Source organism: Rhodococcus sp. BP-261, from assembly GCF_019835205.1.
GTDB classification, from domain to species: Bacteria; Actinomycetota; Actinomycetes; order Mycobacteriales; family Mycobacteriaceae; genus Rhodococcoides; species Rhodococcoides kyotonensis_B.
This window is the reverse complement of record NZ_JABUCO010000012.1, coordinates 80,636-97,572: the sequence shown is the minus strand read 5'-3', so window position 1 is coordinate 97,572 and position 16,937 is coordinate 80,636. Positions and strand designations below refer to the sequence as shown.

The following is a 16,937-nucleotide window of genomic DNA, read 5'->3' as shown; positions in this document are numbered from 1 at the left end:
GAAGAAATAACTTTGACAAGAATTGTTGTGAACAGAAGAGGCCTTAGTCGGACGGTAAGGCAGCAAAATTGATAGACTCGAGGAAACTTGAACACACAAAATCGCAGCGCGGACTTTTCCTCGAATCGGATCGATAACACCACAGAAGCTTCAACAGGAAGAGGCGAACTCATGTCAGCTTTGCGGGCAGTGCAACCGGTCGAGGTTGCCGACGAGTATGCCGACCTGACCGATCACGTCGAGACCGCTCCCGAAGCGCTGGTGATCTGCGCACTGATGTGGTCGAGAGACACTGTCGAAGCCGAGCGCATCGCCAACGCCTTGCAGGCCGAGGATTTCGCAGATCCGGTGTACCGCGAGCTGTACAGCATTGTGCAGAAGTTGATCGCCAAGAATGTGCCGCACGATCCCGCGAGCGTGCTTGCAGTCCTCATTCGCTCGGGGGCGGCCGGACACCGCGGTGCGCTCCTGCGCCGCGCACTCACGGACGTGACGACCGCGGGCGCCTGCGGTGCGTCGGCGACCGTCTACGCCGGCACGGTCCTGTCCGAAAGCTACCGCCGCAGTTTCTACGAGGCGGGAGTAAAGATCCAGCAACTCGCCGAAGAGGCACCGGAAGAATTCTTGTTCGACCAGCTCGTCGATATCGGGCGACGTCAACGGTCAGCGATGAATCGCCTCAACGCTTTCCGCGCGGGGGAGAGTGCATGAACGACAAAGCGCAGCGTCGCGACGCGATCGCACGCGCCGGCTTCGACGCAGCAGACGTTCGAGATCACGACATCGACGCGATCGATGAACTCGCAGTCGGCCGCGACGTCGACACTGCCCTCGACGCCGGGTCGTCGACCCGCGACATCGCTGAGCAGACCGGCTACACGGAAACAGTTCTGCTCGATCTGCAGCACCGCTACCGCACGTTCCGCGACGAGTGCGCGGCTCGGGAGCAAATCCCGTTGTTCTGAAACAAATTTCACGATCCGCCACACTCGACGCGAAGGGCCCACTCATGACGAACGTCTGCATCGACACCGACCGAGGTGCAATCTACGGCCTGACCTTCAGCGGCACGCTGGCTCACTTCTTCGGGAAGAACCAGCGGCCGAATGGGACTGCCACCAGCTAGCGGCCGGCTACCTGGACGGCAAGCAGGCACTGTCGACGTCGGTGCGTGTGCAGCACCGAGGCCAATGGATCGCCGCAGCAAGAATATTCGGCACACAGACAGGCGACGCAATTCCGGGCGATGCTCTGTCTAGCGAATCCGGATACGCGGCGGCTTCGTTCGACGCACCGGCACTACCGCACTGGGTGTACGAATGGGCGCAACGCCTGCTCATGTAATACGCACACTCGGGGTACGAGTACTGCAAACTGCACAATTGCTGATCGGTGTGCGGTGCAAGGCAGTTATGGACGCAATTTAACGCGAAGCAAAGACGACCGACTGCGTCGCCCCATCGTCCAACGAGGTGCGACGCATCCAGCGACAGCGCCCAGCGCGTCAGAAGTTGCTACGCAACGCCCCGCCGACCGCTGCGACAACGAATGCAAGCACCAGCGTCGCAACGATCAACACGATTCGAAACGCAAATCCAACGACGAGTCCGGTCGCGCGCAACGGAGCGAATCGCCAACCAGTTTCAGTCTCGCCGGCACGCAGCAACGCCACCGCGACGACGACACTGATCACAGCAATCCCGATCATGTGTTTTCACCCCCTTCCGTCGATGCGTGCCATTGAACACCCGAGCACCGACACGTTCTGCTCGGTCTGGCGCCGCAGACATTCTCGGCTGCAGCGCCGTGTGAATCTTGCACTGCCAGTGTGTGTTGCATTGACGCAACAGAAGCCGATGCGTGCGGAACCAAAGCTGGGTCATCGAACGTGCTCCGTTCATGCGATGTCCCGCTCGTCCGCGTCGCCCCGCTGCGACTCGCCGGCCACTGCGGGTTCCGGAGACTCGGATGTCGACGCTGCTTCGACCTCGACCGCGGACGAGTCCGTGCGCTCATCCGGTGACGGTGTTTCGCCCGCGCCGGCATCGTCGCGCGAACCGGATGCCGCCGCGGACTTGACGAGTTTCGTCGTCTCCGGAACCGGCAGACCGACCAAAGCCGCGATGCTCGAATATGTTTCACCCCGCGACTTCAACGACGCCAGCGCCTGCGCCCGCCGCCGGCGCGTGGACTCGAGCTTTGTCTGCGCCTCCCGCTGCAGCCGCTCGATACGCTTCGCGAGATCGTCGGCGACCTTGTCCTGGTCGCGGGTGGCGTCGAAATACGAAATCAGGTCCTGCTCCTGATTCTTGAGTCGCGATTGCGCGTCCGCGAGGCGCCGGGCATTGGCCTGTCGCGCGCGTTCCCGAGCACTCACCGGAGCATTGTTCGAGGAAGTCATACACCGCAGGCTACCGCCGACACGCGCGCCGGCGAAAGACTTCGGCGCACCACGCAGTTTCTCGAAACCGTTGCTTCGTAGCCTGTTTCGTCCTCGTCGGTCCATCTCAGTTCGTAGTCGTTCGAAAATCAGATATCATCGAATCCAGATTCGTTTCTATTTCCACCGAAAATCTCCATCAACCGTCACACACCTCTTGCACTAATAGTGACTATGGGCGCGGCAGCGTTTATGGTGGCGTCATGATGACCGTCCACCCACTGCACGCGGGCGACGGATACACCTACCTCACACGCGAAGTCGCCGCCGGCGACGCAAAAGTCGAACGCGGCCAGAACCTCACCGACTACTACACCGCCGAGGGCACACCACCCGGGATGTGGGGCGGCAGCATGGCCACCGAACTCGGCGTCAGCGGGCAGGTCCGCGAGGACCAGATGAAAGCACTGTTCGGTGAAGGACTGCACCCCGACGCCGTCAAGCTGACCCAACAGCTCATCCGGGACGGCGCCACCGCCGACGCGGCTATTGATAGCGTCCGGCTGGGACGCCGATTCGCGATGTATCGCAACGACGTAGCGCTGATGAAACGCATCCGCGCCGAAGTCGAGCATGACCGAAAGGCAACCGGCACCACTCTGACGGCCTCGCAGTGCCTGCAGATCCAGTACCGGCTGGCGGCCACCGAGTTCCACCGCGAGGTCGGCCGATCCCCAGCGACGGAGGCAGAACTCGTCCGCTACCTCGCCTCGCAGAAACGACGTGAACGCCAACCCGTCGCCGGCTACGACTGCGTCTTCACCCCGCAGAAATCAGTGTCCGTGCTGTGGGGACTCGGCGACCACGACGTCCGCCGCGCTATCGAACAGGCCCACCACGACGCGGTATCGGACGCGATGGGGTGGGTGCAGGACAACGCCTCGTATACGCGCGTCGGCAAAGCCGGCGTGGGGCAGATCGAAGCGAAGGGTCTGTCGTGGGCGCGGTTCGATCACCGCGACAACCGCAATGGCGACCCGAACCTGCACACTCACGTCACCGTGTCCACCAAAGTCCAAGGCGTGGACGGCAAATGGCGCAGCCTCGACGGCCGCATCCTGCACAAACTCGCCGTCGCTGCATCCGAGCGCTACAACACCGCCGTCGAAGAAAACGTCACCCGGGCTCTCGGCGTCGTCTTCTCGAACCGTCCCGACTCCCGCGCAGACAAGCGTCCGGTACGCGAGATCGACGGCATCCCGACGGAATTGCTGCGCGAATTCTCCCGCCGCACCGTGATCGAACGACGCTTGGAAACACTCGCCGCCGAATACCGCAAGGCACACGGCAAGGACCCCTCCCGGGCGGTACAGATGCGCCTCGCCGACCAAGCAACACTGGAAACCCGCGCAGGCAAACCTCCACCGAAATCACTGGCGGCGCAACGCACCGAGTGGCGCCAGCGAGCTGTCGCGCTGATCGGGGAACGCAGACTGAACGCGGCCCTGTGCGCGGCCGTCGGACGCGATGCGCAACCCATCGACGGCACCGACATCAACGTGCACGAGGCGGCGCACGCGGTCGTGCACCGGGTCAGCCGCGAGCGTGCAACGTGGACCCGCTGGCACGTAGAGGCCCAAGTGCAACGACACCTGCGCGGACACGTCTTCCCATCTCCGCACGACCGAGACGCTGTGACCGAACGGGTCATTGAAGCAGCGCTCGGCGCGCACTCCATCCGGTTGACGCGTCAGGTCGATGCCGCGCCGGTGGCGTTGCAACGCAGCGACGGCGCCTCCATCATGACCGTGCACGGCAACGAGACCTACACCAGCCAGGCAATGCTCGACGCCGAACACCGCCTCGTCGGCGCCGCCCGAACACCCACAGCAGTCATGGCAACGCATGAGTCGATGCACGCCGCACTCGCCGCGCACGTGCACCGCACGGGCTGGGATCTCGGCGCCGACAAACAAGCACTCGTCGAACATTTTCTGTTCTCCGGCACGCTCCTCGCTGCTGGGGTCGGGCCGGCAGGAACGGGCAAGACGACTGCGATGCGCGTCGTCGTCGACGCCTGGCGCGGCACCGGCTACGACGTGATCGCCCTCGGACCGTCCGCAAAAGCAGCCGGCGTTCTCGGCGACGAACTCGGCGTGGAAGGCCGCACCATCGCCGACGTCCTCACCCGCCACACCAACGGTCTCGACACCGGCATCACGTCAGGCGCACTAATTCTCGTCGACGAAGCCGGCATGGCCTCCACACACGACCTGGACCACCTCACTGCCGCGGCCGCCGAGGGCGGCGCCGTCGTCCGGCTGCTCGGTGATCCACAACAACTCGCGGCCGTCGACACCGGCGGCGCGCTACGACTCATCGCACGCGAAAGCGGCGCACCGGAACTCGTCGAAGTCCACCGATTCCGGGACACCGAAGAAGCCGAGATCTCCCTGCGACTGCGTGACGGCGACTCCTCCGTAGCCGCTTGGTATGCGGCCAAAGATCGCGTCCGGTTCGGCATGGCTGATGACCTCGCGGAAAAAGTCTTCGCCGCATGGTGCGGCGATGCGGACGCCAACACAACGTCGCTGATGATCGCCAGCAGCAACGACACGGTCCGCGGCTTGAACGACCGTGCCCGCACCGACCGCATCGCGAAAGGTCTTGTCAGTAGGGGCGGCCATGAACTGTCCGACGGTCTCCGCGCCAGCGCGGGGGATCGCATCGTCACGCGCCGCAACGACAGCGACCTCAGAGTAACCGGAACACAGGGGGAGCGGGTCCGCAACGGAGACCTGTGGACGGTGGAAACCGTGCACCGCGACGGCTCGATGTCGGTGCGGCATGTCGACCACGACGGCCGCATCCGGCTACCCGCCGACTACGTCAGAACGCACTGCGAGCTCGGATACGCGACGACGATTCACCGCTCCCAAGGCATGACCGTCGATACCGCTCACGTCCTCGTCGACGACGGGATGAACCGGCAAGCCCTCTATGTCGGCTTGACCCGCGGCCGCGGTAGCAACAACATCTATGTTCCGGTCGACCGCATCGTCGACCCGCACCTGATCCACGTGCACCCGGACAAGAAGATCGCCGACGAAGTCGTCCGCACCGTCATCGCCCGCGACGGATCCGACACCTCCGCCACCGAACAACAGCAAGAAGCGGCGGTCGCACACCGCAAGCTCGACTACAACGTCGCCGGCTACGGCTACGCCGAAGACCTGATCGACTCCCACCGCATCGAAGCGATCGTGCGCGAGCAGATGGGTCCGGAGCGGGCAACGCAGATGATCGGGGAGGCGGAATGGGATTCGTTCGTGCGCCAGTTCCGGCGCACCGAACAACTCGGCCTCGACGCCGTACCGACCCTCGCCGCGGCCCGCTCCGAACGGGAACTCGGCTCGGCAGATTCGTTGTCGTCGGTGATGCATTGGCGTCTGCAGCGGCGTATCGACGCCGGTGCCGAGGAGATGGCTGCGTGGCGGCAACGTTTGGAATCGACGATGCAGGAGCGGTTCGGCGTGCACGCCCAGACGATCCTCGCCGACGAGCGCAGCTGGGAGCGCCTCGCCGTCCACTTGCGGGGTGTCGAACGCTCCGGCAAGGATCCGCGGGCGGCGATCGCGCAACTACGGCGCAGTGTCAGCGAACCCGAACCGACCGCCGGCGATCTGCTCGCCGATGCCGAACGACGCTGGCCGCTTGGTCGTGACGCCCGCAACCCGAGCGCCCCGAGTTGGATCCTCCCGCCGATGCAGGGCCGCGACGGTGTCGATCCGGAACTGACCGCATGGAGCCGGCGCCGCTATACCGAAATAGCCGACCGCACCCGCGAACTCGGACAACACGCAGTCGACGACCAACCCGACTGGACTCGGCACCTCGGCCCGATCCCCGAGAGCCCGGCTGACAAGTTGGCCTGGCAACTCACCGCCGGGCAGGTGGGCGCCTACCGCGAACAGTTCGGCATCGACACCGGCCGCACCCTCATCGGCGATCGCCCCGAACACGGTGACGCCGCTGCCGCATGGATTCAGGTCAACGCCCGCATCAACGCACTCACGGTCCGCGACACCGTCCCCGCAGGACATGGTGCACAGACCAGCCCCATGCCGGCCGTCGACCCGGCCGTGATCTCCGATCGCGCACGCCGAGACGCCGCCGAACAACGCGCACACGAGCAACACCGCCTCACCGAACAACGCAAAGCCGAACGACGTGAACAACTCCGCCGCGACCACGCACGGCGATTAGGACCCGGCCCGCGACCGCGCATCTAGACCATCCGAAGCCCTCTCACCGACGCCAGCAGCCCGACCACGCCAGCAGCAACCCCAGCCAGAAGCACGATGCCGCAGCGTGGACCGGGCCCCAACCGGTTTGCGCTCACATCTGACGTGAGGAGCAATCGACCATGGCGCACTACATACCCGAACAGGACCCGTACCGACTGGAGCAGCTCACCTCCGACGGATCCGACCGCCCGATCCACCAAATGGATGCCGCATTCCGGGAAGTCACCGCACCGGACGGGACCGAGCTCCTCCTGTGGAGTAGTCGGCCACAATTGACAGACACGCTCTATGCGCACGTCGAAGAGGTGGTCCGGCTGCAGCGCACCCACAAGCACTTTCCGTCCGCGGGGGCGTTGTCGATGCCGACGTTCCACGCGTACGTCGAAGGCTCGTCCTACCGGTCCCCAGCGGACGGCGAGATAGTGCCAGGAGAGCAATGGGTCCACATGGGCAGCCCCGGCGATCTGGCCGACAACATCCAGCTCGATGTGGGAATAACAGTTCCTCCATCCGTTCTCGCCGACCTGCAGGCCGATTCCACGCTCGCCTGGTACAGCGACCTCCACGTCGACCACATCGGCCCTGTGTTTCAGATGGAAGCACTGCGGCGAGACTGCGCATACCTCGATTACAACCCCAGCACAGGGGTGCCGGCCGAACAGCGCGCGGCACTCGGTCACTATGCCAGCGCGCTGGGTCGAGACCTCCACGAGCGCCGTCTCGATTCCTGGACCCGGCGCTCGGCACCGGATCAACTCATCGGAGGACAAACCAGCGACTGGACCGAGCAAGCACGCATCCAGGAATTACGGACGTGGCCAGGAGGTGAAGCCACCCAGAAAGTCATCGGCGAGCTCGACCAAGCCGTGGCAGCGTGGCAACTTATTCTCGACAAGCCGTGGACGATCGCGCCCGACCGTTCCGAATACGACCTGCATGACGACCAGTTCTACCGGTCACTGCACTTCTCGACCGACATGTCCAAAGCACGGGTGCAGGATTGGGCCGACGCCGCGAAAAGCAGGACCCTGACCCCGCATTAACCGCTCCCTGCCATGGAACTGACCGAACGCGACTTACGCCGACGCGCCGAGCAGCACAACATCGACCGCGGCATCCGCCGCGAACCCACACCGCCACCACCACAGGTGGCGCCGGTCGCTGAGCGTCAACCGCAGCCGCGCAGGGTCGACCCCGCCCGACCGCACGCCTTGGAATACCGGCGTCCTTCGATCTAATTAGGTGTCGCCCCCGCATCAGACAGATGCTCCGTACTCGACGCCAATCGAGTGCGGAGCATCTGTTCCTTCGACCGTCGGTGTTCACACGGGTCCGGGCGGGTGGACACGCATGCACCATAGTTCGACGGCCCCTACGGCCCGAGCTGCAGCGACATCTACCGGTGCATGTCGTATCCGGGCGGGAAATACGACGACCGACAGATCGCCGTCGTTGCAGACTGGGCCGTGGCTCAGAGATGCCGCGTCTATACGGCCGGCACCCACGCCCCCAAACGCGTGCTGTAGGTCCATTCGATGTCGTCGAACGTGACTGCGCTGTCGGGGTCGGCGGGGTCGACCGGTTCGGCGAGGCCGGCCTCGATGGCGGTCTCCATATCCGCCTCCGGGATCGACCGCACCTCCTGCACGGCACTGATGGCGGCCGCCGGAGCTACCTGTTGCGGTGTCTCGGGTTCGGGTCGATTGTCGATGTCGGCGGCGGTGAACTCGCCGAGTCCGGCGAGCGTGGTCGGTGTGCGTGGGGAAGCGGTGCAGCGTTCGTGGGTGCAGGTCTCGAAATCGGTGATCGTGCGGATCCGTCCGACCACGGGCCAGAACCACTGTGTGTGCCAGGCGGTCAGATCGTCGCGGTACTCGTCGCCCCGGTAGTAGGCATCAGTCCATGCAACCATCAGCGCCGACAGTTCCTCGACGACCGGCCCGTGCCGATACCAGCAGGGTGGGATCTTGGTGTCGAGCTCGTAGCGTTGGCGTATCCATGTGGTCCAGTCGGTCAGCTCGTCCCACAACTGCCGTGCCTGCGCGCGGTCGAGGTAGCGCCACGCGAACCTGGACGGCCGCAGTTCCTGCTCATCATCGCCAGCGGTCGTCACGACAGCTGCACTCCGTCGCTGACCTTGTCGAGTTCGACTGTGCCAAAGCTACTGTCGCGGCGCGGCAGATACCCGTCGGTGGCGATCGAATCGAAGGCCTTCTGCGACTTCAGGACTGCTGTGCGGGTGTGCTTGTCGTCCCACACCGATGGTAGGTGCACCAGGATCGGGGGAGCTCCCCGGTAGATCAACAGTCCGTGATCGGGTTCCATCGTCCGGATCTCGGCCGGTGACATGATCGGAACCTCCCGCAGCGTCGGACCCGAGTGGCGGCTACCGGAGGGCTGCCACTCGAACCGGTCACCGAGTAGTCGTGAAATTGACTGCAATTCCTCGCCTTTGAGGCCAGGGAGGATCAACCGGGCGGGGGAGTTGTCGGCGAACATCTTGCCGGCCACCTGCCCCCAGCGGAGTTTGTTCTGCTCTTCGTTGTGGGCGTAGGCGTGGATGGTGATGCCGCGGCCACCCGAATCCGACATCAGATCCGGCAGGCCGGGAATGGGTGCGACGTTGTTGACCTCGTCGAGCTCGAAGCGGATCGGCGGGTCGAACCGGCCACCGGGCAGGGTCTGCGAATGCCGGTCGGCGAGATAGTGCACTTCGGTGGCCAGGGCAGCGACGAACGGGGCAGCGGAGTTGTCTTTGCCTTTCGACACCAGGTAGAGGGTGTCGGCGCCGGAGCGGATGAACTCGGCGATGTCGAATGACTGACTGATCGGCACGTCGACGGACTCGAGCAGTGCAGGTGAGGCCAACGGTGCCAGCAGACGGCTGGCGGCACCGATCATGTCGTCGGAGGAGTCCGAGCCGGAATCGAGGATCTGCGCCAGCTCGCTTTCCCAGGCCGGCATCGTACGGGCGAGGATCTCGCGTGGCTCGCGGCCTTTGCGGGAGTTCACCCAAACCCGCAGGGTGCCCAGTCCGGCTCCGCTGACGGCGGCAGCGTGCAGGTAGCAGCGCAACAGCACCACGGCCTTGTCTTCCCAGTAGCCGCCGTTCTTTGTGTCGCCCATCGGCATCGCCGAGACCAGGCCCTGGGCCCGGCGGATCGCGACGTCGGGATCCTGGCAACCGGAGAGGATCGACCAGCGGATCGGCTCGGGCCAGCCGGTGATGTTCTCCGGGTCGAAGATGGCAATGGTGCCCATGTCGGATCGGCGGCTGTAGGTCGCGGAGACGAGGTCGACTTTCGTCGTCGTCACGAGCAGAGGCCCGGGGGCGTCCATGCAGCGTTGGTAGGCCAGACGCCAGGTCTTACCGGAGCCGGTGACACCTTCGACGAGCATGCAGTCGTTCTGCTTGAGATAGACGGTGCGGTCGGGGGCGACGACATTGGCGCCCAGCGCAATCGCCACCGCGGCCGCGTCGAGAGACGAAGGCCTGACGTCTTTCAGGGATGCGCGGGTCGCGACCGCCGCCTTCTGGACACTCTTCTCGTCGATGCCGGCGCGGGCGAGATCCTTTCGGGTGGCGAAGCCACGCTCGGCTTGTCGGCGGCGGTAGTGCCAGTCGTCGATCTCGGAGCTGAACCACAACGCGACTGCCGCATACGCGGCGGCGAGAACGAGGATGCACGTCCACGTCACCCAGGCAGGACCCGGCTGGGCACCGTCGGGCCATCCGGCGGCCGGATCGCCCGGGTGGGTGACCAGGCCGAGGAAGATGCGCGCGATCTCGGCACCGCCACCGGGCATGGCGACGACCTTGCTCGAGACGATCGAGGACACCATGCCGCCGCCGACGACGGCGAACAGCGCGCCGCCTACCAGTGCTGCGATGGTGAACGCCTCGGCCGGGATGATCGGGTCATGGGGCCGCGGGGGCGCTTGTCGCTGGCTCATCGGACCGGCCCTGTGGATGGCGAGCCGATGTTCGTAGCCGATTCGTCGGTCCCCAGGGTGAATGCCGCCCAACCGCCGTCAAATAGGCGCATCACTAGGCCGGCAACCTGCCAGTCGTGAAGATCGTCGATGACGTCTTCGTCGAAACCGCAGTCTGTCAGCCAGCCCCTCGCCTCGCGCATTACCGCGGTCGGGGGCACGGCGGTGAATCCGAGGTCGCGCCAGCCGTCGGAGCTGAGGTGTTGCGGTGCAGTGGGATCGGTGCTCATGCGGATCTTGTTCCTTTCACGGCAGTGTCGGTGTCGGTCAGTGCGATTTCTTCCGGGGAGCGGACGTGTTCCATGAGGATCGGGTCGGCGGAGCCGATCTTGACCAGGCATTCGCCTTGTCCGAGGCCCATGATGATGTCCACCGATCCTGGTGGCAGGTGGTACATTTCGGCGGTTTCGCGGGCGTCGTCATAGCGTTCCTGTGCGAAGAGGAACACGATGCCGGCTTCCTGCATCAACGCCCTCGCGGGGGAATCCTTGGACATGTCCGAGGGGTGATGGAACGCCGATACGGTCGACAAACCCAGGCCGCGTGAGAGTTTCATGTTCGATCGGAACACGCTGCCGGTGCGCCCCTCGGCGACGTGCCAGCCTTCCTCGACGATGAGGATGGTCTGGCGCGAGAGCGATGACCGGGCGGCGAGCAGGTTCGACAGCCAGGTGTTGATGACGGTCATCACCACCCGCAACGCCGGCCCCTCGGTGGGCAGGGCCGAGACGTCGAAGTGTGCGAACGGATGCTCGAGAGCAGCCCGGACTTCCGGGGAGGTGGGGGCGTCGACGAGGCCTTTGAGGTCGCGGTCGACCAAGCGCAGCAGCGCCAGGCCGGGTTCGTTGCCCCACTCCAGGGAGCGCTGCGCCCAGCGATCACCGAAGTACTCACCGTCGCCGTCGTGCGGTTCGACGAGCCGGCGGGCGAGATCTTCGAGGACCGGTTCTCGTTCCGTGGCCACGGCTTCCTGGTTGACCAGCTCCAGGGCACGGCCGACTACGCTCTTCTCCGGTGTGGACAGGGGGCGTTCCATCGTGTCGGCAAGGACGGCGAGCACGAGCGCTTCCTGACCGGCCGGGGTGACACCGTCGAGGCCTCCGGCGTGCTCACCGCCGGTGGTGATCGCCGGGTCGAGCAGGTTGAGCCGTGCCCCGCCGCCGCCGGTCTTGAAGCGCACCGGTTCGACACCGAGGGTGCGGGCGAAAATCGAGTATTCCCCTTCGGTGCCCTGGCGTTTCTTGTCGATGACAACCACCTGACGGCCGAAAATCAGCTGTCGCCAGCATGATCCAGTCTTGATGAGTGAGGACTTGCCCTTACCGATATCACCGACGACGCAGACGTTGATGTTGGAGATGTCGGTGCCGTAGAGCTCGAACGGGTCGGTGATCACCAGATCGTTGGAGATGCGGTTGAGGCCGGTTACCGGCCCTTGGTGGCGGACGCTGCGGCGGCTGATCGCGAGGTTGAGAGCTTCGGATTGTCGGGTGGTGCTCCACGCCCCTTCCTGGCGGGGCTCGTACCAGCCGAAGCGGTCGAGCAGTTTCTTGCGTTTCGGTGCCCGCCGGCGCGGCACGGTCGTCTGCGTGGCGGTAGCCGGTTGGTTGGGGGTCTCGGGGGATGTGGGCGCAGCGCCGGTCGCGAAGAGTCGGCTGCGGGTGCGTGCCGGCGGCCGCGCATGAGCGGCAGATCTGGTGGTGGTGTTCGGTGCCATGTCGAATACTCCTGGGCTACTTGGTCGAACGGGTGACGGCCAATCCGCGGCCGAGGGGCAACGTGACGAACAGGGCGACGTCGTGGTTGTCGTCCTGCCAGTCGATGGTCTTGATCGCCGAGGCGTCCGCGGACTCGGTGACGCGCATGCAGGCGCGCTCGAGGTCGTCCGCGTCGCGGCCGGTGACGGCGACGGTCATCGAATAGATGACGCCGTGATGCCCGGATCCGGGCTTGAGATCCTCGCGGCGACGGGCCGACGCGGTCGTCATCACCTCGGTCGATCCGTCGCCGGTCTTGCCCTTCTTCGCCTGGGAGGTCTGTGCTGCAAGATCCTGGGTGAAGTCTTTCGCTGCGATGTCGCGGGCTATCTTGTCGCGGACGAAATCCATACGGACGCTGATGGTTCGGATGGTCGGCGATGGGGCTGTTTCGTCATCACCCGGGTCGGGTGCGACGTAGGTGAGCAGCGGGGCGAGCCAGAGCGGCCCGAGCTCGACCGGTTCGATGCTCGCCGGCGGGATCACGCCGACCCGTGTGTGCCAGTGCCCGGAGATCACGGCGGCGTCGGCGCCGCCGATGTAGGAGGGCCAGCAGTTGGACCACCGTGCGCCCTGGTGGCGGTCGAGGCGGTAGCTGGGGTCGATGAACGCGCGGATCACTGCGCAGGTTCGTTGCTCGCCGAGCACTTCGACACGCCCGAATCCGGCCGAGACGAGCCTGCTGACCGCGCGCATCGTCTCGTCGCGGATCACTTGCGCGACGCCGCCTTCGTAGCGGGCGTTCTTACCGCCTGCGGCTCGCAGCGCAGCGGCGTCGAGCTGGTCGGTCTGCGGGAACTTGAGCACCACGTAGGCGCGGTGCTCTTCGGTGTGCGGGCGGATGGTGTCGAGGAGATTGCCGTAGGAGGCGACCGGCGCGGCCAGACGCATATCGCCGAGCCCTTCGACCTGCTGCTCGACCCAGTCCTCGTGCATTGTCAGATCGGCCGGGATGGAACGGTGCAGGATCTGTATCCCGCGGACCAGGGAGGTCTGCTTGGCCAGTGAGGCAGTGAACTTTCCGAATTTCTCCGACGTGCTTGCCCACGCCGCATCGGTGCGTAGACCACCCGCGAGGCCTTGCACGGCGAGAACGACGGTGTAGTACGGGCGTTCGCCCGGGTTCGCGGTGCGGACGATGAACATCTCGTCCAGGCCGGTTCCGGCTACGTCGAGCGGCTCGGTTCGTCCGAGCGGTACCGGGAACTCCCAGCCGGGATCGAGCCCCGGCTCACCGTACGCGGGGTCGGCCGGGTGACGAAAGATGTGCTCCCCGCGCCGCATTCGCGTTTTTGTACGCAGTACGTGCAGTCTTCCGGCGGCATAGGACGGACCGTTGAACTCGAACGTCGCCAGGAAGACCGTGGCGTAGAGTCCCGCGACAGCGCCGACCGCGAAGGTGCCGCCTCCGATGACGAAGTAGCCGACGATCCCGAAGACGAGGGTCACCGACCAGGCGATCAACACCGGTAGGGCAATGCCGGTCATACCGCGGCGCGCGATCTCGCCGCCGAGGATCGAGGTCCGTTGAACGACGTCGTATGCAGTGTCGGTACTCATGATCGATTACCTGCTTTCGGATTCTGTGGCTGCGGTTTCGGCACCGGCCTTGGCTTTGTTCATCGCCGCGGATGCGGACTGCGCCGCGATGGGTACCGCCACAGCAGCTGCGGTGACCAGACCTCCGGCTGATCCTTTGGCGAGCCTGCCTCCCAGCCGCCCTGCCATGCCGAGTTTCGATGCGCTGCCCCTGGAGGAGCTGTGAACCTCGGACCCGGGTGTGTGGCCGCCCGACCTGCCCGCAGCGCTCGCGTGAGGGTGAAAGGCGGCCGAGTGGGGCGCATGTCCGGTGGCGGCCAGACCGCTACCGGATGGTGTCGAGCGGCTATCCCGGCTGGTTTTCTCGCTGACCCTGTTTCCGCCGCCGCTGCGGCCACGGAACAGCGCCGAGCTGCCCAATCCGCCGATCACACCTCCGGCGATGGAGCCACCACCGGACCCGAAGCCTTCGGAGTCCGCTCTTGTCGGCAGGATCGGCGCCCACTTGAGCAGCGCCCACGGTGCGAGACCGACCAGAACCATCGACGCTGCGACCAGTGCGAGCGAGCCGAGCGAGGTCAGGTCACCGGATCCACCGCCGCCGGAAAGCAGCGAATTGTTGGCGCCGGTGAGCACGATAGCGATCAACAGGAACAGCAGCGGTTTGCTGAACACCAGGCCGACGAACGTAAGAACCGGGCGTAGCGCCTTGACCCGCCAGGTCGGGTGCACCCACATGCCGTACCCGATACCGGCGACGCATGCCGCCAGCGGTAGCCCGATCTGATGCAGTAACAATCCGATGTAGACCGACAGTGCGCCGAGCAGCAGCAGGCCGAAGAAGATCAGTCCGACGATGGATCCGCCGACGACGGTTTCGTTGTTCATCGCCGACATCGAGTTGTAAATGTTGTCGACCATCTCGGTGACCGTCGTACCGCTGGCTGCGGTGATGCCGTCGGTGATTGCTTTCGCGAGTTCGAGCAGGAATTGTGCAGCCACGAGGGAGAACAGCATCATCACGATCCCGGCGGGTAGGTAGCCGAAGACGTTTGCGACGAGCTCGGCCGGTGATCCTTTCTGCCGCGAGCGGGTGATCGCGATCAGGACGGCGAACGACATCACCATCATTCCTAGACCGGTCGAGGCCGCGTACCAGGTCAGAAACCACGGCTGGGTGGGATCGAAGTCGCCGGTGGAGGTCAGTCCACGCAGGACCGCATCGGTGAGCGAGAGGGCACCGGATTTGGTCGAGTTCGCCCAATCGTCGATCACGGTGGCGGGATCTTTCACGAAATCGACGACGTCGCCGGCCGCGCCTGCGACCCAGGAGAAGGCCTGCACGTATGCCTTGCCGAGTTTGTACTGCGGTGTCGCCTGAATGACGCGGCCGAGGGTGTCCTTCACGCGGTCGAGGAAGCCGGTGTTCTGGTCGATCCAGTTCGCGGTGCCGGCGAACAGCCGCCCGATCGAGAGGTTCCAGTCCTGGCAGCGACTGGCGTCGGCGCGCTCCGCCTGAGCACAGTCGACGAAGAAGGCGTGCATGCAGTACTGGTCGCCCGATCCTTCGGCACACGGGTCCGACCAGGCGCTGCCGGGCACCGTGTCGGCGCCGGGAAGCTCTTTGATCGCGGTCAGAGAGTCGGCGTCCGGGCTCGCCGTCCACGCGAAGCCCCAGGTGCTCCATTCCTTGGTGCCCCACCGGGCGAGGTCACCGGCGCAGGTGCCGGCCGGTGGATGAAAGCTGGTGTCACCGGCAGGGAAGACCGTCGGCAGTGCCTCCTCCGGCGGCTCGGTGCCGTCGGCGACAGCCTTTTCCGCTGCCTCGACTGTCCCGACAGCGGCGCTCTCGCTGCCTGCAGTGAGGGTGGCGCCGCCGACCATGTCGACTTTCTGCTCGTCCGACGCCGTCCAGTACAGCAGCCGGTTCTCGTTCGACAAGGCTTCGGAGATATACAAACCGAGGTCGCCGCCCTGGTCTCGGCATTTGCCGGTGAACCACGGACCGTTCTTGAATTCCTCTGTGCCGCCGATGAACTTGCGGAGGTCTTGCGGGAAGTTGTCGGGTAGCCGCGACGCCGACTGCTGGCCGGTGACGGCCCCCGGCTCCGGCGTCGGGACCGGCTGCGCTGCCGCGACCGCGGCCGGGCTGAACAATGCAGCGAGCGCGGCGGCGACGACGATGAGAACGTGTCGGCGAATCATGTTCTCTCCTAGTCGATGTAGAAGGTGTAGTAGCCAGCCGTTAGCTGGCCGCCGAGCGTGGAGTCGGAGGCCGGGTAGGAGGCGTCCTCCGGGCGTGGGCCCTGACGGTAGGACCAGTCCTGCGCTTTCCAGTCGCCGTCCTGCCACACCAGCGAGATGTCGGTCGTGGCCCACAGGGTGCTGACGGCGACGGTCCCGGTGCCGTTCAGATCGGACTGTGTGGTGGTCATCGACCACACCGAGATCTGCGCTGTATCGGGGCTGAACGACGACACGTGCACCGCGGCAGGCAGCGTGTTCATCACGTCGTCGCTCTCGTCACGGTTGCTGCCGAGTTCGATCTCGCGGGACAGCGCATCGCCGGGGTCGGCGGCGATCATGGTCGAGCGAACATCGTTCATGTCGATTCGGCCCTGGCTGGCCTGATCGAACGCTTGCAGGACATTCACTGCTGCGGTGGAGGCACCCTGTTCGTCGCGGGTGTAGCCGCTGGGGACACCGTTGTTGACCGTGGTCGGGCCGTGCACGGCGCGGATCGCGTCGGTGCCTGTATCGCTGCCGCCTCCAGAACCACCGGTGACGACGACAGCAACAAGTGAGAGCACCAGCACTGCGACACCGGCTATCGCAACGAGGACGGGGCCTCGTCGCCAGCTCGGACGGTGCGCTGATTGCTCCCGCCCGGAGGTCGGTGGAGTCGGAGGAACAGCGTTGTCGGCATTGACGTTGCGGTAGTCGGTTCCCATGAGCTGCTTC

Annotated in this window: 13 protein-coding genes; 4 read left to right on the top strand and 9 right to left on the bottom strand. The window is 65.3% G+C overall.

The genetic code is table 11. The features are described 5' to 3' along the window. The first annotated feature begins 171 nt into the window (after positions 1 to 171). Positions 172 to 711: a DnaB-like helicase N-terminal domain-containing protein gene (locus HQ354_RS14995; RefSeq protein WP_222635104.1), complete on the top strand. Its 540-nt coding sequence runs from the start codon at positions 172 to 174 to the stop codon at positions 709 to 711. Then, the gene (locus HQ354_RS14990; RefSeq protein WP_222635029.1) at positions 708 to 965 is read left to right on the top strand and encodes an urea amidohydrolase; all 258 of its coding nucleotides are present in this window, start codon (positions 708 to 710) and stop codon (positions 963 to 965) included. The genes HQ354_RS14995 and HQ354_RS14990 overlap by 4 nt, the downstream gene beginning before the upstream one ends. A gap of 539 nt (positions 966 to 1,504) precedes the next feature. Here HQ354_RS14990 and HQ354_RS14985 read toward each other — a convergent pair. Then, positions 1,505 to 1,708, bottom strand: a complete 204-nt coding sequence (locus HQ354_RS14985; protein ID WP_222635030.1) for a hypothetical protein — start codon at positions 1,706 to 1,708, stop codon at positions 1,505 to 1,507. Between the two features lie 189 nt (positions 1,709 to 1,897). Then, positions 1,898 to 2,401 (bottom strand): hypothetical protein, encoded by a 504-nt coding sequence (locus tag HQ354_RS14980; protein WP_222635031.1) that lies wholly within the window; start codon positions 2,399 to 2,401, stop codon positions 1,898 to 1,900. A 242-nt stretch (positions 2,402 to 2,643) separates the two neighbouring features. On the opposite strand from HQ354_RS14980, the gene mobF reads away from it, so the two are divergent. Together mobF and HQ354_RS14970 are read left to right on the top strand one after the other, a co-directional pair. Continuing rightward, on the top strand, positions 2,644 to 6,672 hold the full coding sequence (gene mobF, locus HQ354_RS14975; protein ID WP_222635032.1) for a MobF family relaxase: 4,029 nt from the start codon (positions 2,644 to 2,646) through the stop codon (positions 6,670 to 6,672). A gap of 134 nt (positions 6,673 to 6,806) precedes the next feature. Then, a complete protein-coding gene (locus tag HQ354_RS14970; RefSeq protein WP_222635033.1) occupies positions 6,807 to 7,730 on the top strand; it encodes a hypothetical protein in 924 nt (307 codons plus the stop codon). A 443-nt stretch (positions 7,731 to 8,173) separates the two neighbouring features. On the opposite strand, the gene HQ354_RS14965 is transcribed toward HQ354_RS14970, so the two are convergent. The 7 genes from HQ354_RS14965 to HQ354_RS14935 are packed head-to-tail and all read right to left on the bottom strand — an operon-like array spanning position 8,174 to position 16,927. After that, the gene (locus tag HQ354_RS14965; protein WP_222635034.1) at positions 8,174 to 8,800 is read right to left on the bottom strand and encodes a hypothetical protein; all 627 of its coding nucleotides are present in this window, start codon (positions 8,798 to 8,800) and stop codon (positions 8,174 to 8,176) included. Beyond that, positions 8,797 to 10,641, bottom strand: coding sequence for a type IV secretory system conjugative DNA transfer family protein (locus HQ354_RS14960; protein ID WP_222635035.1), 1,845 nt, complete (start codon positions 10,639 to 10,641; stop codon positions 8,797 to 8,799). Before HQ354_RS14960 ends, HQ354_RS14965 begins: the two co-directional genes overlap by 4 nt. Further along, positions 10,638 to 10,910 carry a hypothetical protein gene (locus HQ354_RS14955; protein ID WP_222635036.1) on the bottom strand — a complete coding sequence of 91 codons (273 nt, stop codon included), beginning with the start codon at positions 10,908 to 10,910 and terminating at the stop codon, positions 10,638 to 10,640. The genes HQ354_RS14960 and HQ354_RS14955 overlap by 4 nt, the downstream gene beginning before the upstream one ends. Then, positions 10,907 to 12,397: an ATP-binding protein gene (locus HQ354_RS14950; protein ID WP_261768804.1), complete on the bottom strand. Its 1,491-nt coding sequence runs from the start codon at positions 12,395 to 12,397 to the stop codon at positions 10,907 to 10,909. The genes HQ354_RS14955 and HQ354_RS14950 overlap by 4 nt, the downstream gene beginning before the upstream one ends. A 16-nt stretch (positions 12,398 to 12,413) precedes the next feature. Then, positions 12,414 to 13,997, bottom strand: a complete 1,584-nt coding sequence (locus HQ354_RS14945; protein WP_222635037.1) for an SCO6880 family protein — start codon at positions 13,995 to 13,997, stop codon at positions 12,414 to 12,416. Positions 13,998 to 14,003: 6 nt separating this feature from the next. Further along, a complete protein-coding gene (locus HQ354_RS14940) occupies positions 14,004 to 16,181 on the bottom strand; it encodes a hypothetical protein (RefSeq protein ID WP_222635038.1) in 2,178 nt (725 codons plus the stop codon). A gap of 8 nt (positions 16,182 to 16,189) precedes the next feature. Further along, positions 16,190 to 16,927, bottom strand: a complete 738-nt coding sequence (locus HQ354_RS14935) for a hypothetical protein (protein WP_222635039.1) — start codon at positions 16,925 to 16,927, stop codon at positions 16,190 to 16,192. Positions 16,928 to 16,937: the final 10 nt, after the last annotated feature.